Below are 26471 nucleotides of genomic sequence, written 5' to 3'. Positions count from 1 at the left end.
AACTGGCGGAGAGAGAGGGATTCGAACCCTCGAGGCGAGTTTAAGCCCGCCTACACGATTTCCAGTCGTGCTCCTTCGACCAACTCGGACATCTCTCCACAAAATGCGGCAAACAAGCCAATTGCACCGGCGAGAGTTATCTTAGCACGATCCGGCCGCTTGCGCAACCCATGTCCCAAGAGGCTCGCGCCAACCGGGCGGCGGTAGATCCGCCCGGACGCAGAAACCGTAGCGGCTGCAGCGCTACTTCACCGCCGCAGCCAAAACCTGCTTCAACTCAAGGACGTTGTCGAGCACGTAGTTACAGTCGAGCGACGCGAACAATTCCCGCGCGGCTGCACCTTCCAACCCGGTCAAGACGGCCGCAAAGTGGCAACCCATTGCACGCGCGGCCAACGCATCAGCCACCGAGTCGCCGACAATCAACACCCGCCGGCCTGCGGACGGCGGCAGCGGCAGGGGCGCGTCCAACACGGCCGCCAGGTCAGTTGTGCCCAGATAGCTGCGCAGGTAGGAAAACGGATGCGGCTTTGAGAGAGGCTGGCCCGGTCGCAAGGCTTGCGCCTCCAGCACCTCGCTCGCCGTGGTGATGCGGTTCCGGTCAAATCGGGACAACCAATCAAAGGAGCGCAAGGGCACCTCTGTTTCCAGGCGCGGCCGTCCCGTGGCGATGCCAATTTGCAGCCCCTTGCTCAGCACATCGTCCAACAGCTGGCGAAATTCGTCAGGGGGAACCACGGGCCGCTCCTGCTCAAGGTAGCCGATCTTGCCGGTAGGTTGCCCATGCCAGGCCGGACCTGCGTAGGCATCACCCAGATACCACTCTTGAAATACATCTTTCCCCAAATCCCACAGCGCCTGCGCCGCGTCCCCGAGTATCGGCTCCAACACACGCCGGCAGACGGAAAACAGGTCGTCCTTGCCTTGGCAATCCTCGAATAGACGAGCATAGTTCCGGAAGACATCCCCGGTCAATATCGGCGCCGCGGCGACAAACTGGCGCATGCCCTCCACCAGGGCTCGACGCCGGTCCGTCGCGTTGAGCGTCGCCGTTGCGCCGTCCACGCTGGTCGCCGGCAACTCCCGGGGCAGCCAGGCCTGGCGCGTCTTTGCAGGTAAGCTGTCGGCTACGGCCGCCAGCACGGCGACGAACTGCAGGTACACCATGTCCCAATTCGCGTTGACGCCACGCCCTTTAATAAACCGCAGGAATTCGTCGTCATGGAACACGCGGGCGCGAATCTCCCTCACCGTCTCGTCGTCCGGTCGCACGTCCAACTCCCGCATTCCTGTGAAGGTCAGACGCAGATACCGAGGACTGGCCAACAGCTCATAGATGGCCAAGGCCGACGCGTCAAAATAACGCTCTTCACTGAGCATGACCCCATCGATGTCAAACAAGATCCAGTCGTACACGTGACTCCTCCCGTTCCATCCACAAAGGCAAGCGCAGGCACACAACCAGCACCTCGGCGTGGCCCACCCCCTCATCCAGTCAGATGCAGGGCGCGCCTTGCAGGACTACCCGTGTCGTTTGGCGAATTCCCGCATAAAATCGCACAAGCGTGCGCAGGCCTCGGGCTCCACCGCATTGTAGAGCGATACGCGGCAGCCGCCGACCGAGCGATGACCGCCCAACCCCGACATGCCGGCCTGTTTCGCGGCAGAGATGAACTCGCGGGTCAATTGGTCGTCAGCCAAGCGGAAGGTCACATTCATCTGCGACCGCGCGGCCGGATCGACCACACCCCGGTAGAACCCATCGCTCTCGTCAATCACAGTGTACAACATATCCGCCTTCTTGCGGTTGCGTTCCGCCAGGCCGGCCACACCTCCTTGCTCCTCCGCCCACTCCAGCACCTTTTCCAGCGCGTAAACGGCGAAGACAGGCGGCGTGTTGTAACGGGAATCAGCCGCCGCATGCGTTTGGTAGGCCAGGATTTTGGGCAGGTGCGTCCCCGGGTGCCGATTCAGCCACTCCTCTTTCACGATGACCACCGTGAGACCGGCGACACCCAAGTTTTTCTGGGCGCCCGCGTAGATGAGATGGTAGTCTCCAACAGGAATGGGGCGGGACAGGATGTCGCTCGACATGTCCACGACTAGCGGTCGGCCAAGCACCGGGATCGAGGGCCACTGCGAACCGATGATGGTGTTGTTGGACGTGAAGTGCACGTACGCGTCTGTGTCCTCCACGTGAATCTCTGCTGGATCCGGCAACCGACGGTAGCCATCGTCCTTCGTGCTGGCGGCAATTCGTACCGGCGCCACCCGTCCGGCCTCCTGATGCGCCTTTTCGGACCACAATCCGGTCAGCACATAGGCACCGGTCTGGCCGTCGGAGATAAAGTTTTGCGCAATCATGGCGAATTGCAGGCTGGCGCCGCCCTGCAGGTACAATACCCGATAACCGTCCGGAATGGCCAGCAACCGCCGCAGCCGTTGCTCAGCGGCCGCCTGCAAGTGGTTGTAGGCGTCGCTGCGGTGGCTGATCTCTAGCACGGACATCCCGGTGCCCTCGTAGTTGAGGAGTTCTTCTTGCATCTTCAGCAGAACCGATTCGGGCAGCGCGGCCGGCCCCGCGCCAAAGTTGTCAATCCGTCCGGCTCTCTGCTTCTCTACCATAGGTACGGTCATGGTCTTCATCGCCCCTAATTCAGTATACGCGCTCCCTGGCCCACGTCGCTCATTTAAAGACGGATGGTGCTGACCTGCTGAATCCCGGACATGCGGCGGACTTCGGCCAGCACGCTGTCCGGCACCACCTTGTCCACGGCCAGCAGCATCACCGCCTCACCTCCGGATTCGCGCCGCCCTACCTGCATCGATGCAATGTTGATGTCCGCTTCCCCGAGCAGTGTCCCGATGCGTCCAATCATCCCCGGCTGATCAACGTGGCGGGTGAACAGCATCCTGGGTTGCGGCTCCGCATCCAAAGGATAGCCGTCTATCTCCACCAGCCGCGGTCCGAGGCCGTTGTAAACCGTGCCCGCCACTGTGTGACGCACCCCGTCCACGGTCACAGCCAGAGTCAACAGGTTGGTGAAGACCTTCGACTTGGTCTGGCGCACCTCACGCAGGGAGAGGCCGTCCATCTCCGCCAAAAAACGCGCGTTGACGTAGTTGACCTCCTCACCGTACCGGCTGCTCAACAGCCCTTTGAGCAAGGTCCGGCAGACAAACTCGCTGGCCACCTCGCCCAACTCGCCGCCGTACGTGATTTCCAAGTGCGAGAGCGCCCCCGTGTACAACTGCCCGGCCAAGGTCCCCAATTTCTCGGCAAGCGTCAGATACGGGCGCAGGTGCGCCTCCTGCTCGACGCTGAGCGCCGGCAGATTGACCGCATTCTTGGCCGGCAGGCCGCTCAAGATATCGGCAATTTCAGCCGCCACCGAGATCGCCACATTGACCTGCGCCTCCACCGTCGAGGCGCCGAGGTGGGGGGTGAGAATCACGTTTTCCAAGCTCCGCAGCGGATGGCCATCCGGGAGGGGTTCCTGTTCAAAGACGTCCAAAGCGGCAGCCGCGACCCGCCCGTCACGCAGGGCCGCGACCAGCGCCTGTTCATCGATCACGCCGCCGCGCGCGCAGTGGACAATACGCACCCCCGGCTTCATGTTGGCAAATTGTTCGGGTCCCAGAAGGTGCCGCGTGTCGCGCGTCAAGGGGGTATGGACCGTGACAAAATCCGCCTGCGCCAGGGCATCGTTCAATGGCAGGCTCGTGATGCCCAATTCCTGCGCACGCTCACGGCTGAGGAAGGGATCATAACACACGACGTTCATGTTGAAAGCCTGCGCGCGTTTGGCCACCTCCCGGCCGATGCGCCCGAGCCCGATAATGGCCAACGTCTTGCCGGACAACTCCACGCCCACGTAGGCCTTGCGGTCCCATCGGCCTTGCCGCATCGACTGATGGGCGTCCGGGATGCGGCGCGCCATCGCCATCAGCATCGCGAGCGTGTGTTCACAGGCGGAAATGGTATTGCCGTCCGGGGCGTTGATGACCACCACGCCCCTGCGGGTGGCGGCCTCGACGTCGATGTTGTCGACACCGACCCCGGCTCGGCCGACCACTTTCAGTTGCGCTGCAGCTTCCAATACCCTTGCTGTGACCTTGGTCTGCGAACGGACAATCAAGGCGTCTGCATCCCTGACGGCCTGGCACAAGTCGTCCTCTGACAAACCAGTTTGCACACAGACCTCGATGTCCCCTCGCTCCCGCAGTTGTTGCAGGCCCACCTCCGCCACATCGTCGGCAACCAGGACTTTCATGCGTCTCTCCCTCCCGGATTCGAAAACAGCCGTCTGAACACTCCTAATCCTTCCACTAGGGTGCCCAGGCGGCCGGCATATGTGTATCGCACTCCTCCGAGGTACTCCTCTACATCCGCCAGTCATGCGATACAGTCTTGTCTATTGGGTTTTCTTTAAAAATACAGATGTGCCGCAGGCCCTGTCAATCCCTCTTCTTGATGTAAGCGATTTCTAATCAATATTCCTTCGTGCAAACGGATGCTGATCCGGTCTCTTACCGGATGCGCCATGGGTGGGTGTAGATGTTGAAGGTTCCGTTCCGGACAAAGCCCACCACGGTGATATTCAGCTCCTGCGCGATGTCCAGCGCCAACGATGTGGGGGCGGACCGGGCCAGCACAATGCCGATCCCCATCTTGGCCACCTTGAGCAGGACCTCGGACGAAACGCGGCCACTGAAAGTGACGACGCGACCGGCCCGGGAAATGTGGTGACGCAGACAATACCCGTGCAACTTGTCCAGGGCGTTGTGACGCCCAATGTCCGTCCGCGCCATTACGTTGCCCTCGATGTCCGCCAGGCAGGCCATATGTACGCCGCCAGTCAGATGAAACAGGTCCGCCATGGCGTCCATACGGTCCACCAACTGCAACACCGTTGGCGGATCCAGCACCACATCATCATCCACCCAGCGGGCGGTATGCGCGTCATTGTAGAAATAGAAGGACTGCCGCCCCTTCCCGCAGCACGAGCCGATGTACCGCTTGTTGAAAAACGCTTGGTTGAAATTGACGAGATTGGTGGTGTGAACACGGGCTGTTCCGGTACGCGAATTGACCACCAGATCGACAACCTGGTCCACGGAACGAACAATCCCTTCGGAGGCGAGAAAGCCCAGGACGAGGTCATCCATATGCTCAGGAGTACAAACGACTGTCGCCATTTCCTGATCGTTTACGTAAATTGTCAACGCGTACTCCGTTGCCACCGACTCTTCGACCGGCTGACAATCCCCAGCCTCGTAGTGGAGCGCCGGCCGTCGCACGGACAACGGCAGACCGTGGCTCACCGTCAACCACCCCTCTCGACCGATTATCCCTGAACTTTCGTATGCGCGCAAGTGTTGGCAAAGACGTCGAAACCGCCGCGATTCACCGCCTGAGAAACGGGAGCCGACAGGACCGCCACCCCATTTAACCGGCCCCATTTGACACGCAGGACGCAAGCAAAGAAGTCGCACGGACGCACCCCATCATCGATGCCATCCGGCGACTTCGTCGATTCGTCGGCCCTGCTGCAAGGGGATTCTACCGGAAAGACTCAGTGCCCACCAACCCCGCCCGGGACTCGACGCTCATTTCTCCGGATTGGGGTTGCTCGAGAAACACCTCATGCAGGCGGCCAGCTGCCAACTCCAGCTGCTCCGCCGGAATGATGCAGGACACCTTCATCTCCGACGTACTGACCATCTTCAGCGGAATGTCGGCCGCGGCCAATGTCCGAAACATCGTGGCAGCGACACCCGGGTTGCTGATCATCCCCGCCCCGACAATTGACACCTTGGCCAGGCCGGTTTCACAGACGACGTCGTCAAACCCCAAAGTGGGCTTAAGGGCGCTCACCATCTCCACAGCAAGAGCGGCGTCATCCTCCTTGACCGTGAACGACACATCCACCTTGTCGGCAGCGACCACGCTCTGCACAATGACATCGACATTGACGCTGGCCTCGGCCAATGTGGAAAACACGGTAGCGATGCCATGCCGCGGGAGCGGCACACCAATCACAGTCACCCTGGCGACCTGGCGTTCAAACGCGACGCCCGTCACCAATTGCTGCGTCTCTAAACCTTGCACCGTCTCCATCACCTGCGTTCCTTCTTCCTCCGAAAAGCTGGACCTTACAACCAGGGGCACGCCGTACTTTTTGGCGTTCTCCACCGCCCTGGGATGCAGGACCTGGGCACCGAGCGTCGCCAACTCCAACATCTCGTCATAGGATATGGCCGCCAGTTTGCGAGCGTGCGGCACCACCCGTGGATCGGATGTGTATATCCCATCCACATCTGTATAAATTTCACATAGGTCGGCATGCAAGACAGCCGCCACCGCCACGGCTGTCGTATCGGATCCACCACGGCCCAACGTCGTAACATCCGTTCCGGAAATGCCCTGGAACCCGGTGACCACGGGGATCACCCCCGCATTCAGTGCCGACTGTAGGCCATCGCAACGGATCTCCGTCATTCTCGCCGATCCATGGTTGGCTTCGGTCTGTATCCCCGCCTGCCATCCGGAAAAGGATCTGGCTTTCACACCGCGCTTCTGCAAGGCCATCGCCAACAGCGCAGCCGAAACCTGCTCACCGGTGGCCAAAAGCGCGTCCAGTTCTCGCGCGTCCGGCCGTTCTGACACGCTGTGGGCCAGCGCCAGCAAGTCATCTGTGGTGTCTCCCATCGCGGAGACCACCACAACACACTGGTTGCCTGCCGCCACCGTTCTGCAAACCCGGTCCGCCACCGCCTCTATGCGTTCCACACTGCCGACCGAGGTGCCCCCGTATTTCTGCACAATCAGCACGTTTCTCCACTCCCCGAACTGTGGAAAGACCAAGCCGTCACTCTCTATCTTTATCTAGCACTTTACTGGATTCACTGCCTTGTGGCAAGAGGCCGACACGCAGCCGCTGTTTGGCGCGCTCCAATTGACGGCGCACGGCCTCGTGCCCTGTCCCGCCTCGTACCGCTCTCGCTGCCACAATGTTTTCTATGCGAATCACTTCATAAATGTCCGGTTCAAATTCGGGGCACGCCTTTTGATATTCTTCGAAGGGCAAGGTCGACAAGTTCTTCCCCTGCTGCACGGCCGTCAGCACCAGACGTCCCACCACCGCGTGCGCGTCGCGGAACGGCACCCCTTTTCGCACCAAGTAGTCGGCCGCATCCGTTGCGTTGGAGAAGTCCCGGGCCAGGGCCGCTTCAATCCGATCCGGCCGCAGCCGCAGGCTCTCAATCATGCCTGTGAACAACGTGAGGGCAGGCAGCACTGTGTCAAACGCATCAAAGATGCCTTCCTTGTCTTCCTGCAGGTCCTTGTTGTAGGCCAGGGGAAGCCCCTTGAGAACGGTGAGGAGCCCCATAAGGTGACCGTACATTCGCCCCGTCTTGCCCCGCACCAGCTCGGGTACATCCGGATTCTTCTTCTGGGGCATCATGCTGGACCCTGTGCAATACGCGTCAGCCAACTCGATGAAACCAAACTCGTCACTGCTCCAGAGTATCAACTCCTCTGAGAAACGGGACAGATGCATCATTAAGAGGCTGCAGGCGCCCAGGCACTCGACCAGATAATCCCTGTCCGACACGGCATCCAAGGAGTTCTCGTACACCTGCCGGAACCCCAACTCCTTTGCCACCGCCTCCCGGTCGACTGGAAACGACGTGCCGGCCAGCGCCCCGGCACCCAAGGGCATCATGTCGGTTCTCTCCAGCGCATCCTGAAAACGCGAGAAGTCGCGCTCCAACATCCAGAAGTACGCCAAGAAGTGGTGCGACAGGAGGACTGGCTGCGCCCTCTGCAGGTGCGTATAGCCAGGAATGATGACGCCAAAGTGTTTTTCGCTGGCCGCGACCAGTGCCTGCTGAAGCGAACGGACACCGGCCATCACCGCTTCAATGCCTTCTTTGACATACAAGTGCATGTCCAGCGCGACCTGGTCGTTGCGGCTCCGCCCCGTGTGCAGCTTGCCGGCCACCGGACCTAGACGCTCGTGTAACAAGCGCTCCACATTCATATGAATATCTTCGTCCTCAAGACGAAACTCAATCCGGCCGGCGTGAACCTCCTCAAGCAACTCGGATAAGCCCATAACCAAACGGTCGGCATCATCCCGAGGGATGATACCGGCCGTTCCCAACATGCGGGCGTGGGCGATGCTGCCGCGAATATCCACTTCAGCAAGCCGTTTGTCGAATCCAATGGAGGCCGTGTACTGTTCCACCAGACGATTTGTATCCTCGGTAAATCGCCCACCCCACAGCTTCATCCGACGACCTCCCCGACGGCGCTCGGCTTGCCAGCACCCTCGTCCTTCTCCAACGCCGAAACGCGCACGTCCGTCAGCACGCTTGCCGCTTCCGCTCCCTGCTGATGGACACCCGCATGCACCGTGGTCGGCATCCCCCACAACTCAATGAAGCCAACCGCCGCCTGGTGGTCGAACGCATCTCCGACCGAATAGGTGGCCAGGTCATGCCGGTACAGCGAATACGGGGACTTGCGGCCGACCACCTGAAAACCGCCCTTGTACAGTTTGACCCGCACGACTCCCGTCACAGCCCGCTGGGTCTCCTGAATGAAGGCGTCTAGGGCCTGTTTGAGCGGGGAGAACCAGAGCCCGTTGTAAATCAGCTTGCTGTATTCCAACTCGACGCCGGCTTTGTATTGCGCAACCTCACGCGTCAGGGTCAGGGCTTCCAATTCCTTGTGCGCCTGGACCAATACCAGACCCGCAGGCGATTCGTACACCTCGCGCGACTTGATGCCCACCAAGCGATTCTCCACGTGGTCAATGCGTCCGACCCCATGCCGCCCTGCAATCCGGTTCAACCGCCAGATAAGCTCACCCAACTGCAGGACCTCGCCGCCCAGGGCCACCGGCACCCCTTCATCAAACGAGATCTCCACATACTCCGGGTCGTCCGGCGCCTGCTCCGGGCTGACGGTCCATTCAAACGCTTCCTCCGGGGCTTCCGCCCATGGATCCTCGAGCACGCCGCATTCAATGGCGCGTCCCCACAGGTTGGCATCGATGCTGAATGGGTTGTCGAGCGTGACCGGAACCGGAATCCCGTGCTCTTTCGCGTAGGCGATCTCCTCATCGCGCGTCCAATTCCACTCGCGGACGGGAGCAATCACCTTCAGATGGGGATTGAGCGCCTTGACCGAGACCTCAAACCGGACCTGGTCATTGCCTTTCCCTGTGCACCCGTGCGCGACAGCCTCGGCCCCCTCCTGTGCGGCGACCTCGACCAGCAACTGCGCGATAAGCGGCCGGGAGAGGGCGGAAGCCAACGGGTACTTCCCTTCATAGAGGGCATTGGCCTTCAACGCGGGCAAAACGAATTGAGAAGCGTAACGCTCGACGGAATCAATGCGGTACGACTTGACCGCCCCTACCTGCAACGCCTTTCTCTGGACAAAGTCCAGGTCGTTTCCTTCCCCGACGTCGACGCACATCGCCACCACATCATATCCGTATTTCTCCTTCAGCCAGGCAATCGCGACCGACGTATCCAATCCGCCCGAATAGGCGAGCACCAATTTCTTCGCCATACTCACATCTCCTCCCCGAATGCACCCGCATCTGCCATCAAGGCGGCCAACACAGCCTTTTGTGTATGCAGTCGATTCTCCGCCTCGTCAAAAATCACGGAGTGCTCCCCGTCGATGATGTCAGCAGTGACTTCCTCACCCCGGTGGGCCGGCAGGCAATGCAGAAAGATGTACTCAGGATTGGCGTGGCCGACGAGTTCCGCGTTCACCTGGTAATCCGAAAACACCATGCGCCGGAATTCAGCCTCTTCCTCGTCGCCCATGCTGGCCCACACGTCCGTGATGATCACATCCGCCCCGGCAACCGCGCGGACTGGATCGGTGGTGACCAGCACCTGCGAGTGGTTGGCCACTGCGTCTTTTTTCGCCTGCTCCACAACCTCCTGGCTGGGCCCGTATCCCGGGGGCGTGGCCACACGCACGTTCATGCCCAGTTTCGGGGCCAATTGCAGCCACGAGTGAGCCATATTGTTGCCGTCCCCGACGAAGGCGACAGTAATCCCCTGCATGCGCCCCGTGTGTTCATAAATGGTCAAGGCGTCCGCCAAGGCCTGGCACGGATGGTGCTCATCCGTCAACCCGTTGATGACCGGGACGCTGGCGTACTCCGCCAGGGTCTGCACCGCCGCGTGTGAAAACGTGCGGATCATGATCCCGTCAACATAGCGGGACAGCACACGCGCTGTATCCTCAATCGGCTCTCCACGCCCCATCTGGGTGGACTGACTCGGAATAAACAGCGCGTGCCCCCCCAATTGGGCCATGCCAACCTCGAAAGAAATGCGGGTACGGGTTGAGGCCTTGTCAAAAACCAACGCGAGCGACTGCCCCCCCAGAACCGCATGCGGAAACCGCGACTTCTTGGCTTCCTTCAGCAGCAGCGACAATTTCAACAAGGCATGGACATCTTCACTGGTGTAATCGCTGAAGTCCAGCAAGTCGCGCCCTCGCAATCGCTGGTGGGCAGCCATCAGCGCTGTCTGCAAGCGGACGGATAGATACCCGTCACCCAGCGGTTCAATTCCTTGCCCCAGACCGATTGGGCTCGACTCCCTCTTCCACGCGTACACCATGCATTCCCCTTCCTCGCGATGTTGTTCCGCACTGCTGCTTGAGCGGCTGGCGGTTCCTCGCGGGTCCGCGAAGACATTCCCTATCGAATATGTGTATTATTATACACGTGTATGTATAGATATCAAGATGGTCTGCAAAAAAATCCTTTCATCCGTATGTTCATTCACATGGTCGGGATTGGCGCCCCGACAAAAAAGCGGGGCAGCCGCAGCTGCCCCGCTACCTGTGCAGGATGGCCAGACCCGGACGGGTAACTGGTCATTCGGTCGCGATGCTTTGGTCTGTGATATCCTTGCCGGGACGGATCATCAGGAAATGTTCCTTCGGGCGCATCAGCAACGGTACCAACCGTTTCGCCGCCTCCGTCTGCCCGCTCTCGCGCAGCTCCTTGTGATAGACCAGGAGCAGGTCGGTCACATCGGTTTCCCCCTGCGCATCCAACGTCTGTAGGACCACCTTGGCGCCTTTGGCAATCCGCCGGCGCAACGCCTCTTCGGTCAAACCGACGGAAGGATCGTGGCGCACGTACACGGATCCGCCGGTCATGCCCGCACACAGCCACGGACCGGGATCACCGAGGACAACGGCCCGTCCAGCCGTCATGTACTCGAACCCAAAGCCTTTGATGTTGGCCCGAGTGGCGATGTCGCCCTGTTCATCCTCAAGAGGCTCGGTGACTTCCCCGCCGATGACGATATCGGCCCCCGAAAGCCGGATCCCGGCGCGGGCGTCGGCATGGTTCTGGACGATGAACACGCCATGCTGGGCCCCATAAGCCAATCCCTTTCCAACAGAGCCGCCCAACCAGCGCCCATCAGCTACCTGCTGCTTCAGCACGACAATCCTTCCGCCAAAGGCTCCCTTGCCGACGCCGTCTTGCGCCCCTCCATAAGCGACCGAGTGCATCCCGGCCATATGGTATGCGGCGAACCCATTGCCGGCCACGTACGGGTACACCGTCACACGGCGGCCCTCAGGCTGGTGGTGATGACGCACCGCTTCACCGCTCTCATAGGTCGAGAGAACCCGCGGAGCCTCCACCACCAACCGACTCTCTTGGGCATCGACCAACGCCAGGTGTCCGTGCCGCCCGTGTGCACTGCGGCCAGCCGGCATCCCAACCTGAGTCTCTTCACCCACCGCAATAGCGAGCGGCTGACTCACCTCGGTAACCATCTCCGTATACGTGGCGCGCGCTTGCGGCTGAATGCGAGTGCCCCTGCCCAGATACTCGCGGTTAAAGTGTGTCAGTTCGGCCAGGTCCAGGCTTTCAAACGCCGCGCACTGCTCCAGCAGGTCGCTGCGCCCCACCAAGTCCTGTGTCCGTTGGGCACCCAGCTGATAGGTCAAACGGCGCACATGTTCGCCCACGGCCGTGAAGAACCGCACCAGGTGCTCAACAGCCGCCTCGAATTCACGCGGACTGAACGAATTCACGCCTTTTTCCGCGGCTTCCTCCATCGTCGTCATCTGCGTCGCGATGCCGACATGGCAGGTGTCTTTGTGACAGGCGCGGCACGCCGTACACCCGATGGCCACCATCGCCATCGTGGCAAACCCGACCCGGTTGGCCCCGAGCAGGATCGCCTTCATCACGTCGGTTCCAGACTTCATGCCGCCATCCGCCCAGATCTCCGCCTGATCACGCAGGCCCGCGGCGCAAAGGGCTTCGTGGACCCGCTTGACCCCGATTTCCATTGGCAACCCCACGTGCCGAATCGCGTGCGCACGGGCCGCGCCGGTCCCGCCGTCAAACCCACTCAGTTCCACGATGTCGGCGCCGGCCTTGACGATGCCCACGGCGATGGTGCCGATATTCGGAACGACAGGGACCTTGACGGCCACCTTGGCCAGCGGGTTGATGGTTTTCAACTCGTGAATGACCTGGGCCAAATCTTCAATTGAATAGATGTCGTGATTATTCGACGGAGAAATCAGGTCCACGCCAGGTGATGCGTTGCGGGCATTGGCAACCTGCTCCGTCACTTTCGAACCTGGCAAGTGACCGCCTTCGCCCGGCTTGGCACCCTGACCAATCTTGATCTCTAACACGTACGCGTTGTTACACAGAAGCGCGTTGACGCCAAACCGGCCGGACGCAATCTGACGTCCGCGATGGCGCGGATAACGGTCGAGCAGGTCCTTGATCTCTCCGCCTTCCCCGTTCATGCCCACAATGTTCATGCGATAAGCAGCTTCGGCATAGGCCCGATAGACCGTTTCGCCCTGAGAGCCAAACGACATGGAGCTGATGAGAATCGGGTACGCGTGGCCATCGATAGTGGTATCCACGTCCTCCACGCGCTCGGCGCTCTTCAGACCCGGGTCCGGCTGTTCGACAAACCGAAGGGCGTGTCTCAGATTGATAGGATTCTCCCGCTCGAACTCCTGCAGCTTGTCGTGGAAGGAGTCGTACTCGGCCAAACCCATCCCGACAAGTCCGGCCGCTTTCCAGATCCGCGGATACAATTGGAAGGCGCGCCGACGCTTCGTCTTCCCATCCTCCGCATCGTAGATCTCCTGGCGCAACTTGGCGTCAGCCTCCATGTTGGCGAAGCCATAACCGGCAGACTCGCCGCCGCAGAAATTGGGGACGCCGAGAATATCGGCTACTTCCGAGGCCAATCCAATGGCGCCAAACAGCCGCTCATAGCCGCGCAGCTCGTGAATGCCGATGGTTGAAATGACCTTTTCGATGCCCTTGCACAGAGCGTGATACAGATTCTCCAACCCCTGCACACCGCTGCGCTCCGCTGCAACCTCCCACATCAGATACGGGTTGACCGCATCGGCGCCAAGACCGAGGGCGCACATCACATCGTGCAGGTTGCGGATCCCGCCGCTGCGCAGAATCAGACTGCAACGCCGGCGCAGATGTTCGCCGCGGCCGCTGGCAGCCGGGCGCAACAACGATTTGTGCACCGCGGCCACGACCAGAAACGGATCGATATACGCGCCACGGCGGAACTGCGCCCTATCATCCAGGACAATGACGTTGGCCCCTGCCTGCACTGCCTCCAGCGCCTCGTGATGGAACCTCTGCAGAGCCTCGCCAATCGACTCTCCTTCGTTCCGATGGATGAGAATCTCTGCCGTCCCGTTCACGCTGGTGCGCAGGGCCGCCAACACGTTTTCATAGCACAGCGTCCCCAAACGGTGGGATAAGACCTGCAGCTCTTCCTGATCAATCCCCAATCGTTCCGGCAGCGCCTCCAGCAACAGCGGCGACTGCACCTCAATGCGCGGCGCGTCCTGGTAATCACCGGCCAGAGAGGGGCGGCGCCCCAACACGGAACGCGTGCTGAAGTGTTCCACCTCACGCTCACGATCAATCGCCGGATTGGTGACCACCGCCACGGTCTCTTGCAAAAAATCGGACAATGCGCGCGGACCATCGTCCAAGGCTGGCAACGGCCCATCGTAACCTAGCGATTTGATGGGTTCCGCACCCGTCTGGGTTTCGAATTCCAGCCATTTGAAATCGTCTTCCCGCCACCCGTGAGCCGCCGTTCGCAGCGACAGTGGCTTCGCGTCCTCGGGGCGAGGGGCGATATCGGCATGCTCCTGATAGGGCCCCGTGAAATGAACGCTCTTGCCAGCGCCGATGAAGCTGTAACGGTCCTTCATCTGACTCAACACTTCACGCCGGATCTCTTTGTGACGGTACAGCCGGGCTCCGGCCGGGGACATGCGGATGCCCATCTTTTCACCTGGCGCCAGAGGCAGCGGATCGGCAACCCAGTAGGTAGTGGGAATAATCCCCTGTTCCGAACTGAAACAATAGGCGTCTTCTGTCTCCACCAGCCACATCGGCCGCAGGCCCAAGGCATCCACCGAGAAGACCGCTTCCTCGCCGAATCTCGCCATGATGGCCGCGGGCCCCTGAGCAAACGGTCCCCACATCGAGCGAAAATACATGTACATATCCGTCAAATCGTCTGGCAACTGCTTGATCTCGTTCAAAATTGGCGGAAAAAGCAGTTCCATCGCGGCAAACAGGCTCCACCCTTGGTCGGCGACCAAGTGGTGAAGAACGCTGTTGACCATCTGGGAATCGCTGAAGGCCGGGTCAATCTGAATGCCTATCATGGCCCCTTCCTCATAGAAGCGGGCGATGGTATTGATCTCCCCGTTGTGCCCCAGGAGGGAAAACGGCTGCACGCGCGACGGCGTCGTGGTGGTGTTGGTTGAAAACCGGGTATGTCCGAGCACAAAGGACGATGCGCAGTTGACATCGGCCAAGTCGTCATAGGCAGTGACCAGGTCGTCCGCATCTCCGACCACCTTGTAGACGACACTGCTGCGGCCCAGGGAGAGGACATGAACCTCTGCCATCGCTTCCAACTGCGTGGTCAGACGGTAACAGTCGGCATCCGTCACCGACACCCCGAGGCCCGCAATCTGCAGAAACGCGGGGCGCAGCGGCGGCTGTTCAGCCTTTTCTGCAGGTACAGCCGCGTGACGCCGGCACAGCAGCGGCGCGATGCCCGCTTCCATAAGTTTCGTCTCGATCACGTTGGCCAAACGATCCAGTTCGTCACCCGCTGCCTCCAGGAAGAAATGCCCCACCACAAAATGTTCGTCATAGGCCCACTGGACATCCCGTCCGGCCGCCGCCAACCTGCGCCGCCACAGATCGCGCGGGATATCCAACAGCAAGCCGCACCCGTCACCGCGCCCGTCCACGTATCCAGCCCGGTGACGCAGTGCCTTGAGCGCCTCCAAACCAGCTTTCAGTGGCTTATTACTGGGCTTCCCTGCTTTCTCTATGCGCGCGAAAATCCCACACGCGTCGTGCTCCCGATGGACATCCATTGTCAAAGCGTTCAAGTCCAACTGCGTCACTTCCTTTCTTCCCGTTGCTCCGCCTCGTTCGGACGGTTCTCTCTTCGGCCGGGCCCGGGTGCGTGACGTCTCTCCACTCGTCCCCGCAAACATCGACCAGCGGCCACTGACGTGACTTTCCTCCACCTTCAGCCCACTCGTAAAACCGATAGATTAAATATACAACATATTGCATAATGATTCTATATCGTGTTATAAAATTAGGTACTTACTTTGCTTACTTTGCTCCCTCCGCTCCAGTCCCGGAGCGGTTTGACCGTTGGAAAGGGTGACCTGCCGTGCTGGTTCGCAAGGCAACCGTCGACGACGTCCCAGCTATGCACCGGCTTATCAACCACTTCGCTCGCGAAGGTTTGATGTTGCCGCGCACGGAAAAATCGCTCTATGAAAACCTCCAATGCTTCGCAGTGGCGGAATTGTCTGGGCAAGTCGTCGGAACGGCGGGTCTGCATATCCTGTGGAAAGACCTCGCGGAAATCCGGTCGCTCGCGGTCGAGCCGGAGCAGCATGGGCAAGGCATCGGCCGCAGACTTGTTGAATCCTTGCTTGAACAGGCGACGACCCTTCACATTGAACAGGTTCTGTCACTGACATATCAAACTGCATTCTTTGACAAACTGGGGTTTCACATTGTGGCGAAGGAGACGCTGCCGCACAAAATTTGGACGGATTGCATCTATTGTCGGAAATTCCACCAATGCGACGAGACGGCCATGCTTTATTATACCAAAGTGCGCGGAAAATTCAACGCAGCCTCGGCTGCACACGCATAAAATTTGCGACCCATCCCAATCGCCGGATACCGCCGGCAACAGGACGGGCCGCTTGTCTTCCTCAGAGGGCCGCGGCTTGCAGTCGCTCGAACAGTTCGTCCACGTGCCGCTCACCGATGATGAGCGGTGGCACGAGACGGACCCTCGTCGGCCCGACGGCTGTCAGCAACACCCCTGCGGCCAGGGCCTTGCCAACGAATTCGCGGGCGTCGGGCACATCCACGCCCCACATCAAACCGCGCCCAGACACGTTGGCAAAGCGTTCCCGCAGGCGGCTCTGCAAGTAATCTCCGACTTCTTTCACTCGCTCGAGAAAGCCCGCTTCCAGCACTCGATCCAGCACCGCGTTGGCGGCCGCCATGGCCAGCGGGTTGCCGCCAAAGGTGGAACCGTGCGAACCGGGCGTGAACGCGGCGGCCACTTCCCTCCGAGCCAGCACCGCCCCTATCGGAACCCCGTTCGCCAATCCTTTGGCCATCGTCACAATATCCGGCTCCAGACCCACCTGTTCAAAAGCGAAGAATGTCCCGGTGCGTCCCACACCGGTCTGCACTTCATCGACAATCAGCAGGGCCCCCACCTCACGGCAACGGGCCTGAATGGATTGCAACAGGTCCGCCGGCAGCACCCGTAGACCGCCTTCGCCTTGGATGATCTCGACGATGCACGCAGCCGTATCGGGTGCAATGGCGTTCAGCACTCCCTCCAGGTCCGCTGGCGTGCGGCACCCTGGCAACAGCGGCGCGTAGCCTTCGTGATACGCTGGTTTCGGCGTGACCGACAGTGCGCCCAGCGTCCGCCCATGAAATCCGTTTGGCAGTGACACAATCACGTGTTTGTCGGCTCCATAGTTTTGCCATGCGCTGCGACGGGCCAACTTAATGGCCGCCTCGTTCGCCTCCGCACCTGAATTACAAAAAAACACGGCGTCGAGTTGTGCGAGTCCGGCAAGACGCGCCGCCAACCGTTCGCGCAGAGGGTGCGCATAGAGGTTGGAGCAATGCACCAGAGTTTCCGCTTGTTCCTGAAGCGCACGCGTCACACCCGGATCAGCGTGACCCAGATTGCAGACGGCGATGCCAGCCGTAAAATCCAGGTAAGCCACGCCTTTGTCGTCGTATAAATAGGCCCCTTGACCGCGCACGGCCGTGATGGGCGGCTGCCCGTAATTCCCCATCAGCGCCGAGTGCGCCGCCTGTTGGTCTTGCCCTTTCTCGATCATGGTTTCCACCTCGCTACGACGCGCGCACCCGCGTACCGTGTTCGTCCACCCAGATCTTTTCTCCTGGGTAGGTTACCGCAGCTTCGGCTGCCGGGCGGGCATCCCCCTTGATCACGAACCCGCTCCCGACACCGGCGCTCAGGGCCTCGCACAGCGCGCGCACCTTTGGAATCATCCCGGCCTCAAAACTACCATCCGTCATCAGCCGCTGCAGCTCGGCGACGGTCGTATCCACCAACCGTTCGCCGTTCGCGAAATCGCTGTATATCCCAGGCACATCTGTGAAGAAGACGATTCTCTCCGCCTTCAGCTCCATGGCCACGGCGGCCGCGGCTCCATCAGCATTGACATTGTAACGGAGCCCTTGCTCATCGGTGGCCACCGGAGCCAGCACCGGAACATACCCAGCGGCCGCACTGGTGCCGAGCCTCGTCGCGTCGACGGCGCATATGCGGCCTGTACGGACCAGGCCCGGCCACGGCTCTGCAAACAAGACACCGTCACAGCCCGCAATCCCGACAGCGTCCACCCCCTGCTGGCGCAGAGCCGCCACCAGTTCGGGATTGATTTCACGGGCCAAGACCTGTTCGACAATTCGCACCCCCGCCTCTGTAGTCAACCGCTGTCCTTGAATAAATGGCTGTTCGATGCCCGCTTGGCGCAAACGTTCACTGATGCGCGGACCGCCGCCGTGGACAACGGCCACCTGGCGCCCGACCGCGCGCGCCTGACGGATCGCCGCCACGACGACGTCCGCGTGGGCGCCCTGGAGAGAACCTCCCACTTTGATGACAACCCATGCAGCCAACGCCATTCCCTCCTCGCGCCCATCCATCTCTAGGGATATACAGGCAATCCTGCCAACGCTTCGCCTTCAGCAAACCCGTGCATCACGTTGAAGTTTTGCACAGCCTGACCTGCTGCCCCTTTTTGCAGATTGTCCAACACGGAAAAAACTTGCAGCACACCTGTGCGCGCGTCCATGCGATAGCCGATGTGGCAACGGTTGCTGCCGCGAACGTGTTTGAGCTGTGGGTACTCCCCAGGCGCATGCACGGTGATGAACGGCTCGTCACGGTAGCGATTGAGAAAGGCCGCCTGGACGTCCGCATCGTCAATCGGGGACTGCGGCTGTATGTAAGCACTGACGAAGATCCCGCGTGTGCAGGGCAACAGCTGAGTAGTCAGCAACAAACGCCCACGAAACCCCGCCTGGGCCAATTGGCTTTCGATCTCCGGGGTGTGCTGGTGCTGCCCCACCTTATACGCATAGAAGTTTTCCCCTAGTTCCGCCAGCATGGATGCAGCGGTGGCCTTGCGCCCCGCTCCAGACACACCGGATTTGGCGTCGACGATAAGAGGTTGCTCTGGCGGGACTAAATTCGCAGCATATAGTGGGAGCAGAGCCAGAAGTACAGCGGTCGCGTAACACCCTGGATTGGCTACCAAGGTGGCCTGCCGGACGAGATCGCGCCGCCACTCGGTCAGCCCGTACACCGCATGATCCACCAATTCCTGCCGAACCGCCGGGTGGGCATACCATTGCTCGTACAGAGCGCCCGGCAGACGCAGGTCTCCGGACAGGTCAATGACCACTTTTCCGGCTCTCCACAATTCGCCGGCGATCTCGCCAGAGCGCCCGGACGGCAGCGCCACAAACAGCGCGTCACAGCGCTCGATGGCAATCTCCGGCTGGTAAGTTTCCATGGTCAGGTTGGAGAAACCGGGCAGATACGGATGCTCCAGCGACAGTGCCCGCTCTTCGTGGTGATTACCCGCCACATAGGTGATAACCACATGCGGGTGCTGCGAAAGGATGCGCATCAATTCAACGCCGGAATAGCCGGTTGCTCCGATTACGCCGACGCGCACCTTATCCCTGTTCATCCGGCATATTCATCCCCATTCGTGCATTTATATGCAGAATACCACAAGAGACGCCAGGATGGCCAGACGTTTGTGATTTCCACGAATGTCCGTACCGCCGGACGGATGTCCCATCATGAGATGAGATATCTCGAAAGGAGGAGATCCTGATGTATGGCGTGTTTGGCGGATACACTCGATGGGCAGTCGTATTTTTGATCATCTTCGTCCTGTTCTTCTTGTTCGTCCCGGCCGCCGGGACCTATGCCGCGGCCGGACCCGCAATGGCCACTTATCACGACACGGACGGATATTATACCACCTGGCATGACGGGTACGGGCACGAAAGCTCCAGTCCCTGACAGTCAGCAGTCGGACGCCACGGTTCTCCGACGGCATCCGACGGCCACACTCTGCCCCCACCGCACAACAGCGGCTGCGGCCTGAATGCACGCGACGGGTATCGACAAGCTGCAATTTGGGCGCCCATAAGCGGCGCCCAAATTGCGTTCTGCGACACTTGTGTCGGAATTATGACAGAGTTTCAAGATCGATCCCCTTCGACAATCTTCACTCTCGCCATGCGCGGATGGATGTGATTGAATAGACAAGTGTGTGTCAGACACCAAGCGGACCATGTGAAGCGTGGTCGAGAGAATCTGAGAAAGATGACGGAGAGATACCAGTGAACGAACCGACCATCCTGAACGCCCTGTGCCAACAATGTGGGTTTTATGGCTCCCAGAAATGCCCGTTGTGCATCGTCGAAGTTCAACGCCAAAAACTTGTCGTGGCGGCGATGGCGAAGCAGTTTCCCGAAAACAGCCTCCGGCGCAGCAGCTAGGCTCGCCACTCCGGCCATCCGGCTTCAGACATCGGATCCGGAGGCGCCAGAGTGACATAAAAAACTGGGGATTCCTCGACAGGAATCCCCAGCCCTCGATGAATGGTGCGCCTACCAGGATTCGAACCTGGGCACCCGGTTCCGGAGACCGGTGCTCTATCCCCTGAGCTATAGGCGCAAGCGACAGGACTTAATATAGCACAAGTAATAACCACATGCAATACCCGTCCAGCCGCCCGCGCCTCGCCCCACCAAACTCAGGAATGGATGGTCGACAACGTCTGTCCATGGGCCGTCAGGACATCAAGGATGGCTCCCGCCTTGCGGCCGGTCTCGCGCCATTCCTCGGTGGGAATGCTGTCCGCGACAATGCCCGCCCCTACCTGCACGTGATACTGCCCTTGCCACTCGACCACGCTGCGGATGAATATGGCCAGATTCGCGTTGCCCGCAAAGTCGACCATGCCAATCATGCCACCGTATGGACCTCGGGCCAACTCCTCCAGTTCATCGATGATCTCCATAGCACGGATTTTCGGGGCGCCAGAAAGGGTACCCGCGGGAAACGTGGCGAGCAGTGCATGAAAAATGCTCACCTCCGGCCGGATGCGCCCCCGCACCGTCGAGACCAGGTGCAGCAGGTGCGAATACGCCTCCACGTCCAACAGGTTGTTCACGGCGACACTCCCCACCTCGCACACCCGGCCCAGATCGTTGCGGCACAGGTCAACCAGCATCACATGTTCGGCCCGTTCTTTTTCGTCGGCCAGAAGCTGCTGGCGAAGCCGCTCATCCTCCTCCTGGGTGCGGCCGCGGCCTTTCGATGTCCCGGCAATAGGCTTCATTTCCGCCCACCGGTTCAGGGCTCGGAACTGTACCTCGGGGCTTGCGCCGAACAGCCGATATGAAGGATACTCCACCATAAACATGTACGGAGACGGATTCAGACGTCGCAGCGCATCGTACGCTGCGTAATGGTGGACCTGTTTATCAATGCGTACCCGACGCGACGGAACCACCTGGAATACATCCCCGGCTCGGATATACTCGACGGCTCTGCGTACGGCCTCTTCGTAGTCCGTCCGCGCCATGTCCTCATATACACGCGTGGGTCCCGACAGCGCGGCCACGTCCAAACGGACGTCCGCCTCGGTCAAGCGCGGCGGACACTCCAGCCAGGACTCCACCCGGCTCCGGACCCACGCGACCGATTCACTTAACTCCTGGTACACCGCGTCATCCAACAAGCCTTGTACGGTATCCAGGCAATCCGATACAGCCAGCTGGCCGCCGTCAAACCTCAGCATCATCGCGTGCCATTGAAACCGTACATCGGGCAGCTTCCGATCATCCACAACCGTATAGGGGATTCGCTCCAGGTAGCGAACCGCGTCATAGCCCATGTATCCCAACAGGCCGACAGAGAAGGGGGCGTCGCCGGTGCCAGCCAGATCGGCCGCATCCATCCGCAGCGCGTCGAACAACTCCATGACGTCCGCCGGCCGGTAGGACAGCCGTTCCTCCCCCAGCACAGAGGGAGCCAGCGGGACGGACAGTGACTCCGGCTGAAAGCCACGGTCGACTAGTCGATCTCGCATGGCTTCCCGTAGTCCGTTGACCGCCAGCACGTCTACCCGCCCATCCTTGGCTTGAATCTCCAGGATGGGCAGGGCGCCTAGGAGGCTCATCCCGTATCGCTTGTCCGCATCCGCCGCCGCGTCCAAGAGGAAAGCGCGGCCTTCCCCGAGGGTGCGGACGAGATCAACATAGGCATAAAACGGATCGACCGAGTACGCCACAAGCCTCTGTGTCTTCACGGACGCGCCACCCCCGCAGGAAAGCTTTCCGCAGCGGCGGATGTCGTTTGCAGAAAATTTCCCAAAATAGTCTTCCCATGCTGGGTCAATATGGACTCTGGGTGGAATTGAACGCCAACGGCCCCAGTTGGGCAATGACGCAAGCCCATGATGAGATTATCCGTCCACGCAGTGACAGCAAAGTCTGCAGGCAAGGACTCCCTGTCCACAATTAGAGAGTGGTAGCGGGTGGCGAGAAAAGGATTCGGAACCCCGGAAAACAGAGGGTCATCATCATGCGAGATGAGCGAAGTCTTTCCGTGCCGGACTTCGGCCGCCCGCACGATGTGTCCACCAAACGCGGCCGCCAAGGACTGATGGCCCAAGCAAACACCAAGCACCGGGATACGGCCGGCAAAATACCGTATCGCCTCGACCGACACACCGGCCTCCTTGGGCGAGCAAGGCCCAGGAGAGACCACCAAGGCCTCGGGGCGCAACGAGATCAGCTTCGAGAGCGGCTCATGGTTACGCAACACGAAGACATCGGCGCCGAGTTCACCCAGATACTGCACGAGATTGAAGGTAAAGGAATCATAATTGTCAATCACTAGTACCATCATCATTCCTCCTCTCATCTCAGAGCTGGGCCCATAAAAAAAATCACAGCCGGAGCTGTGCATATCCTCGCCGGCCGAACAACTCGGTGGCCGGCAGGCACAAGGACGCAGCTCAACTCATCTCGGCTCATCTCATCCCCAGCTTACCCGCATGGCCGAACTCCTGTCAACCGGAAGGCGCACCCCTGGCGCGGACATAAAAGACATAAAAAAAGAGCCCTCTCCCGGACTCCGCTTGGTGGGCCTAAGAGGACTTGAACCTCTGACCTCACGATTATCAGTCGTGCGCTCTAGCCGGCTGAGCTATAGGCCCCAGTGGCGGAGCTGACGGGATTCGAACCCGCGTTCTCCTGCGTGACAGGCAGGCATGTTAGGCCTCTACACCACAGCTCCATATTGGTTGCGGGGGCAGGACTTGAACCTGCGACCTTCGGGTTATGAGCCCGACGAGCTGCCAACTGCTCCACCCCGCGGCAGTCAACTATTCAAATGGAAACCTGGTGGGCGGTGGCAGGATCGAACTGCCGACCCCTCGCGTGTGAGGCGAGTGCTCTCCCGCTGAGCTAACCGCCCTGGTGACCCCAGGGGGACTCGAACCCCCGTTACCGCCGTGAAAGGGCGGTGTCTTAACCGCTTGACCATGGGGCCTTTTATCAGGAACGCCCGAACCTCATGAACAGGCTCCGTCCGGCACGCCATAATCAAATTTGGCTCCCCGAGTAGGATTCGAACCTACGACCCTCCGGTTAACAGCCGGATGCTCTACCGCTGAGCTATCGAGGAATGTGGTGGAGCTAAGCGGATTCGAACCGCTGGCCTCTAGAGTGCGATTCTAGCGCTCTCCCAACTGAGCTATAGCCCCACGTTGGTGCCGAAGGCCGGACTCGAACCGGCACGGTTTCCCGCACGATTTTGAGTCGTGTGCGTCTGCCAATTCCGCCACTTCGGCACTGGCGTGCCCGGAGAGATTCGAACTCCCGACCTCTTGATTCGTAGTCAAGCACTCTATCCAGCTGAGCTACGGGCACTCACATTTTTGGCTGTCGCTGTATCAGCGACGCCCTTTATTGTACCAGATTCCGACGGAACCTGCAAGCACATCGTCCGTTTCGGCTTGTCTGTCGCCGTCCCCGTCCGGCGGGGACATCATTTTTATAACACAGTCGCCTCGGCCTGTGCAAGGGTCGGACTCACATCCATAATTCCCGTTCGATTTTGCCATCTCCGACTTGCCACACCAGTTCATAGAACGCCCGGATCGGCTCATACAATCAAGACAAGCGGACAAGGAGGGTCAGGCATGTGGGAAGACTTCAAACGGTTCATGACGAGCCCCAACGTCTTGGATTGGGCCGTGGGTGTCGTGATTGGCACCGCCTTTGGGCGCATCATCGATTCTTTTGTCAACGACATCATCACTCCACCTATCGGCCTGCTGCTTGGCCACGTCGATTTCCGGGACCTGTTTCTCAACCTCGGCGGCGGCCACTATCACAGTCTTCCCCAGGCCCAAGCCGCAGGAGCGGCCACCATCAACTATGGGGCGTTCATCAACACTGTGCTGAATTTTCTCTTGGTATCCGTCATCGTCTATTTGCTGGTGCGACAGTTGCACGCCTCTGGGCGCCCGCGTGGCTCCCTGCCAGCGACCAAACTGTGTCCCTATTGCAGGTCGAACATCCCGGTTCACGCCATACGTTGCCCATACTGCACGTCCAATTTGTCATCGCGTGCTGACAATTCGAACGACCATGGCGGGCGGGAGGCGCCCGTCGTCATCGTGGGCTCCCAAGAGCCCGTCCGTCGCCATCACTCGGTCGCGCCTCGGCGATACGAAAAATCTACAAGCGAGAAATGATGTGGCGGGCCGCATACACTCCGCTGCTGGCAGCCTGAGAAATCCCGCGCGAAATCCCGGGTCCGTCGCCTGCGCAGTATAACCCGTCCACCTTGGTCTGCAGTGTCGCGTCCACTTCCGCTCGCGCCGCGTAAAACTTCGCCTCGACACCGTAAAACAATGTGTGCTCGCTGGCCACCCCCGGCGTCACATGGTCCAGAGCCTCCATCATCTCCTGCAGCGCAACCATCGTCTTGTAAGGCAGCACCAGACCCAGGTCCCCTGGAACCGCCTCCTTCAATGTCGGTTCAACAAAGCCTTCTCGGATTCGTTCCGGGGTGCTGCGGCGTCCTTTCAGGATATCCCCATAACGCTGCACGATAATGGAGCCATTCGACAGTTCATTGGCATGGCGGCAGATCTGTTTGGCGAACTCGTTCGGGCGATCGAACGGATCGGTAAACCTGTGGCTGACCAACAGCGCAAAATTGGTATTCTCGCTCCCCAGCGCAGGGTCTTTGTAGGCGTGCCCGTTGGCAGCCATCACGCCAGTATGATTTTCCACCACAACGTGACCGGAGGGATTGCTGCAAAATGTGCGCACACGCAGACCCGTGGACGGAGAATTAAAAATGAATTTGCCTTCATAGAGGTGCTCGTTGATCTCCTGCATGACCACGTTGGACGTTTCCACGCGCACCCCAATGTCCACCTGATTGTTGCTCATCCGCAGCTTGTGTCGGCGAAACCGTTCCGACAACCACGTCGATCCGTCCCGGCCGGGAGCTGCCAACACAAATCGTGCCCCGATTCGTTCCCCGTCGCGCAGGCACACGCCCCGTATCTTGCCATCCTCAATCCAGAAGTCTTCGACGAACGTTCGAAACCTCAGTTCCACGTGTTGGGACAGGTAATCGAAGATACTCTTCATGAGTTCGAGGTTTTTGTCCGTCCCGATGTGGCGAACGCGCGCCCGTAACAGTTTCAAACCGGCGCCAATCGCCTTGCGTTCGATGCGGGCCACAGCCGGTGTCGTAGGATCTGTAATGGTTTTCGGCGCGCCGTGGCGGAGATTGATCTCATCCACATAATGAATCAACTGCAGAACCTCGGAGGATGGCAAATACTCAGTCAGATAGCCGCCAAACTCGGAAGTGATGTTAAACTTGCCGTCACTGAAGCTGCCTGCGCCACCGGCCCCGTTGATAACCCCGCAGGCGGGCCAACAACTGGCGTAGGTTTTGATCCTGTTCGCCGGCGGGCACTTGTCAATCTTGCCCTCCATGATGGGACAATGGCGATATCGGGCCTCTACCCCTTTGTCAATCAAAAGAACCTTGGCACCGGGCGCTTTTCGCGTGAATTCGTAAGCCGCGTACAGGCCTGCGGGACCTGCCCCAATGATGACAACGTCGTACTGCTTGCTGGACATGACAAGCCTCCCTGATGAATTTCGGAACAGATGCGGGTGCCCCCCATATCTCCCCGCTATGCGCAATCCGAACATTTAATATGACAAGTTATGAGATCGTTCGTATCTACACCCCGGATTATACCCCTTTTATGCCTATTGGCCGCAAGAAATCATCTTGATCGACCATATGGGGATTTCAGGAAAGTTATGCCTCATGAAAGGGATTGCTGTGTCATTCTTGTGTTATCTCTGGAATGACAAGCCGCACAGGGAGCACCTTGACGGTTAATGTCTTGCCACTGGCGGATAAGAAAGAGGACTGAAAAGAGCGGAAGAACCCCTGCAGCGCAAGGGTCCTTCCGCTCTTGTCGGTTCACTTTGGTGGGCCCAAGAGGACTTGAACCTCTGACCTCACGATTATCAGTCGTGCGCTCTAGCCAGCTGAGCTATGGGCCCAAATGGCGGAGCTGACGGGATTCGAACCCGCGTTCTCCTGCGTGACAGGCAGGCATGTTAGGCCTCTACACCACAGCTCCGAGTTCAACCGCCTCATATCCCTCGTAAGAACACCAGAAGAACGGGTATGAAGAC

The 26471-nt window shown here is 59.8% G+C and carries 19 protein-coding genes, 13 tRNA genes and 1 riboswitch; of the genes, 4 read left to right on the top strand and 28 right to left on the bottom strand.

Going from position 1 to position 26471, the window contains the following annotated elements; genetic code table 11:
- Positions 1-3: 3 nt before the first annotated feature.
- The 10 genes from AK2_RS14945 to AK2_RS14900 all read right to left on the bottom strand — a co-directional run bounded on the left by AK2_RS14945 (position 4) and on the right by AK2_RS14900 (position 15508).
- Positions 4-98: transfer RNA gene (locus AK2_RS14945), tRNA-Ser, on the bottom strand.
- Between the two features lie 145 nt (positions 99-243).
- The gene (locus AK2_RS14940) at positions 244-1416 is read right to left on the bottom strand and encodes an HAD family hydrolase (RefSeq protein ID WP_067936356.1); all 1173 of its coding nucleotides are present in this window, start codon (positions 1414-1416) and stop codon (positions 244-246) included.
- A 105-nt stretch (positions 1417-1521) separates the two neighbouring features.
- The gene (gene serC / locus AK2_RS14935) at positions 1522-2637 is read right to left on the bottom strand and encodes a 3-phosphoserine/phosphohydroxythreonine transaminase (RefSeq protein ID WP_245632940.1); all 1116 of its coding nucleotides are present in this window, start codon (positions 2635-2637) and stop codon (positions 1522-1524) included.
- A 53-nt stretch (positions 2638-2690) separates the two neighbouring features.
- Complete coding sequence (serA, locus tag AK2_RS14930) at positions 2691-4274, bottom strand: phosphoglycerate dehydrogenase (protein ID WP_067936351.1); 1584 nt, start codon at positions 4272-4274, stop codon at positions 2691-2693.
- Positions 4275-4329: 55 nt separating this feature from the next.
- A riboswitch (ZMP/ZTP riboswitch) is annotated at positions 4330-4410 on the bottom strand.
- Positions 4411-4530: 120 nt separating this feature from the next.
- On the bottom strand, positions 4531-5325 hold the full coding sequence (fdhD, locus tag AK2_RS14925; protein ID WP_245632939.1) for a formate dehydrogenase accessory sulfurtransferase FdhD: 795 nt from the start codon (positions 5323-5325) through the stop codon (positions 4531-4533).
- A gap of 238 nt (positions 5326-5563) precedes the next feature.
- Entirely contained in the window at positions 5564-6835 is a 1272-nt protein-coding gene (locus tag AK2_RS14920) for an aspartate kinase (protein WP_067936343.1), read from the bottom strand.
- A 37-nt stretch (positions 6836-6872) separates the two neighbouring features.
- Complete coding sequence (argH, locus tag AK2_RS14915; protein ID WP_067936340.1) at positions 6873-8300, bottom strand: argininosuccinate lyase; 1428 nt, start codon at positions 8298-8300, stop codon at positions 6873-6875.
- Positions 8297-9589 (bottom strand): argininosuccinate synthase, encoded by a 1293-nt coding sequence (locus tag AK2_RS14910; protein ID WP_067936336.1) that lies wholly within the window; start codon positions 9587-9589, stop codon positions 8297-8299. Before AK2_RS14910 ends, argH begins: the two co-directional genes overlap by 4 nt.
- Positions 9590-9591: 2 nt before the next feature.
- Positions 9592-10659, bottom strand: a complete 1068-nt coding sequence (argF, locus tag AK2_RS14905) for an ornithine carbamoyltransferase (RefSeq protein ID WP_439645117.1) — start codon at positions 10657-10659, stop codon at positions 9592-9594.
- A gap of 262 nt (positions 10660-10921) precedes the next feature.
- Positions 10922-15508 (bottom strand): glutamate synthase-related protein, encoded by a 4587-nt coding sequence (locus tag AK2_RS14900; RefSeq protein ID WP_369406156.1) that lies wholly within the window; start codon positions 15506-15508, stop codon positions 10922-10924.
- Positions 15509-15786: 278 nt separating this feature from the next.
- Between AK2_RS14900 and AK2_RS14895 the strand changes: the two genes are divergently transcribed.
- Positions 15787-16281: an N-acetyltransferase gene (locus AK2_RS14895; RefSeq protein ID WP_067936328.1), complete on the top strand. Its 495-nt coding sequence runs from the start codon at positions 15787-15789 to the stop codon at positions 16279-16281.
- 61 nt (positions 16282-16342) lie between these two features.
- On the opposite strand, the gene AK2_RS14890 is transcribed toward AK2_RS14895, so the two are convergent.
- Genes AK2_RS14890 through argC form a run of 3 tightly spaced genes read right to left on the bottom strand, consistent with a single transcriptional unit; the run spans position 16343 to position 19390 of the window.
- Positions 16343-17503 (bottom strand): aspartate aminotransferase family protein, encoded by a 1161-nt coding sequence (locus AK2_RS14890; protein WP_067936325.1) that lies wholly within the window; start codon positions 17501-17503, stop codon positions 16343-16345.
- 13 nt (positions 17504-17516) lie between these two features.
- On the bottom strand, positions 17517-18311 hold the full coding sequence (gene argB / locus AK2_RS14885) for an acetylglutamate kinase (RefSeq protein WP_169794807.1): 795 nt from the start codon (positions 18309-18311) through the stop codon (positions 17517-17519).
- A 29-nt stretch (positions 18312-18340) separates the two neighbouring features.
- Positions 18341-19390, bottom strand: coding sequence for an N-acetyl-gamma-glutamyl-phosphate reductase (gene argC / locus AK2_RS14880; protein ID WP_067936318.1), 1050 nt, complete (start codon positions 19388-19390; stop codon positions 18341-18343).
- 149 nt (positions 19391-19539) lie between these two features.
- Here argC and AK2_RS14875 point away from each other — a divergent pair, with 149 nt between their 5' ends.
- Both AK2_RS14875 and AK2_RS16965 read left to right on the top strand, forming a co-directional pair.
- Positions 19540-19731: a hypothetical protein gene (locus AK2_RS14875; protein WP_067936314.1), complete on the top strand. Its 192-nt coding sequence runs from the start codon at positions 19540-19542 to the stop codon at positions 19729-19731.
- Positions 19732-20054: 323 nt separating this feature from the next.
- Positions 20055-20213, top strand: coding sequence for a hypothetical protein (locus AK2_RS16965; RefSeq protein ID WP_157076371.1), 159 nt, complete (start codon positions 20055-20057; stop codon positions 20211-20213).
- 103 nt (positions 20214-20316) lie between these two features.
- Here AK2_RS16965 and AK2_RS14870 read toward each other — a convergent pair.
- From AK2_RS14870 to AK2_RS14815, 12 genes are all read right to left on the bottom strand, one after another.
- Positions 20317-20391: transfer RNA gene (locus AK2_RS14870), tRNA-Arg, on the bottom strand.
- Between the two features lie 79 nt (positions 20392-20470).
- Entirely contained in the window at positions 20471-22030 is a 1560-nt protein-coding gene (locus AK2_RS14865; RefSeq protein WP_067936311.1) for an anthranilate synthase component I family protein, read from the bottom strand.
- Positions 22027-22629, bottom strand: coding sequence for an anthranilate synthase component II (locus AK2_RS14860; protein WP_067936307.1), 603 nt, complete (start codon positions 22627-22629; stop codon positions 22027-22029). Before AK2_RS14860 ends, AK2_RS14865 begins: the two co-directional genes overlap by 4 nt.
- 236 nt (positions 22630-22865) lie before the next feature.
- Positions 22866-22942 (bottom strand) — tRNA-Ile (locus tag AK2_RS14855).
- Between the two features lie 3 nt (positions 22943-22945).
- Positions 22946-23022, bottom strand: a tRNA-Asp gene (locus AK2_RS14850).
- 4 nt (positions 23023-23026) lie between these two features.
- Positions 23027-23102, bottom strand: a tRNA-Met gene (locus tag AK2_RS14845).
- 25 nt (positions 23103-23127) lie between these two features.
- Positions 23128-23202: transfer RNA gene (locus AK2_RS14840), tRNA-Val, on the bottom strand.
- Positions 23203-23277, bottom strand: a tRNA-Glu gene (locus AK2_RS14835).
- A 60-nt stretch (positions 23278-23337) separates the two neighbouring features.
- Positions 23338-23412: transfer RNA gene (locus tag AK2_RS14830), tRNA-Asn, on the bottom strand.
- Between the two features lie 3 nt (positions 23413-23415).
- Positions 23416-23491 (bottom strand) — tRNA-Ala (locus tag AK2_RS14825).
- 4 nt (positions 23492-23495) lie between these two features.
- A tRNA-Leu gene (locus AK2_RS14820) sits at positions 23496-23578 on the bottom strand.
- 2 nt (positions 23579-23580) lie between these two features.
- Positions 23581-23657 (bottom strand) — tRNA-Arg (locus AK2_RS14815).
- Between the two features lie 272 nt (positions 23658-23929).
- Here AK2_RS14815 and mscL point away from each other — a divergent pair.
- Positions 23930-24487 carry a large conductance mechanosensitive channel protein MscL gene (gene mscL, locus AK2_RS14810; protein ID WP_083521268.1) on the top strand — a complete coding sequence of 186 codons (558 nt, stop codon included), beginning with the start codon at positions 23930-23932 and terminating at the stop codon, positions 24485-24487.
- Here the strand turns inward: mscL and AK2_RS14805 are convergent.
- From AK2_RS14805 to AK2_RS14795, 3 genes are all read right to left on the bottom strand, one after another.
- Positions 24471-25898: an NAD(P)/FAD-dependent oxidoreductase gene (locus AK2_RS14805; protein WP_067936303.1), complete on the bottom strand. Its 1428-nt coding sequence runs from the start codon at positions 25896-25898 to the stop codon at positions 24471-24473. The two genes, mscL and AK2_RS14805, sit on opposite strands and share 17 nt — an antisense overlap.
- A gap of 361 nt (positions 25899-26259) precedes the next feature.
- Positions 26260-26336, bottom strand: a tRNA-Ile gene (locus AK2_RS14800).
- A gap of 3 nt (positions 26337-26339) precedes the next feature.
- Positions 26340-26416, bottom strand: a tRNA-Asp gene (locus tag AK2_RS14795).
- Between the last annotated feature and the right edge of the window lie 55 nt (positions 26417-26471).

This window comes from Alicyclobacillus kakegawensis NBRC 103104, assembly GCF_001552655.1.
Lineage (GTDB): Bacteria > Bacillota > Bacilli > Alicyclobacillales > Alicyclobacillaceae > Alicyclobacillus_G > Alicyclobacillus_G kakegawensis.
This window is presented reverse-complemented; position numbering and strand designations above follow the sequence as displayed.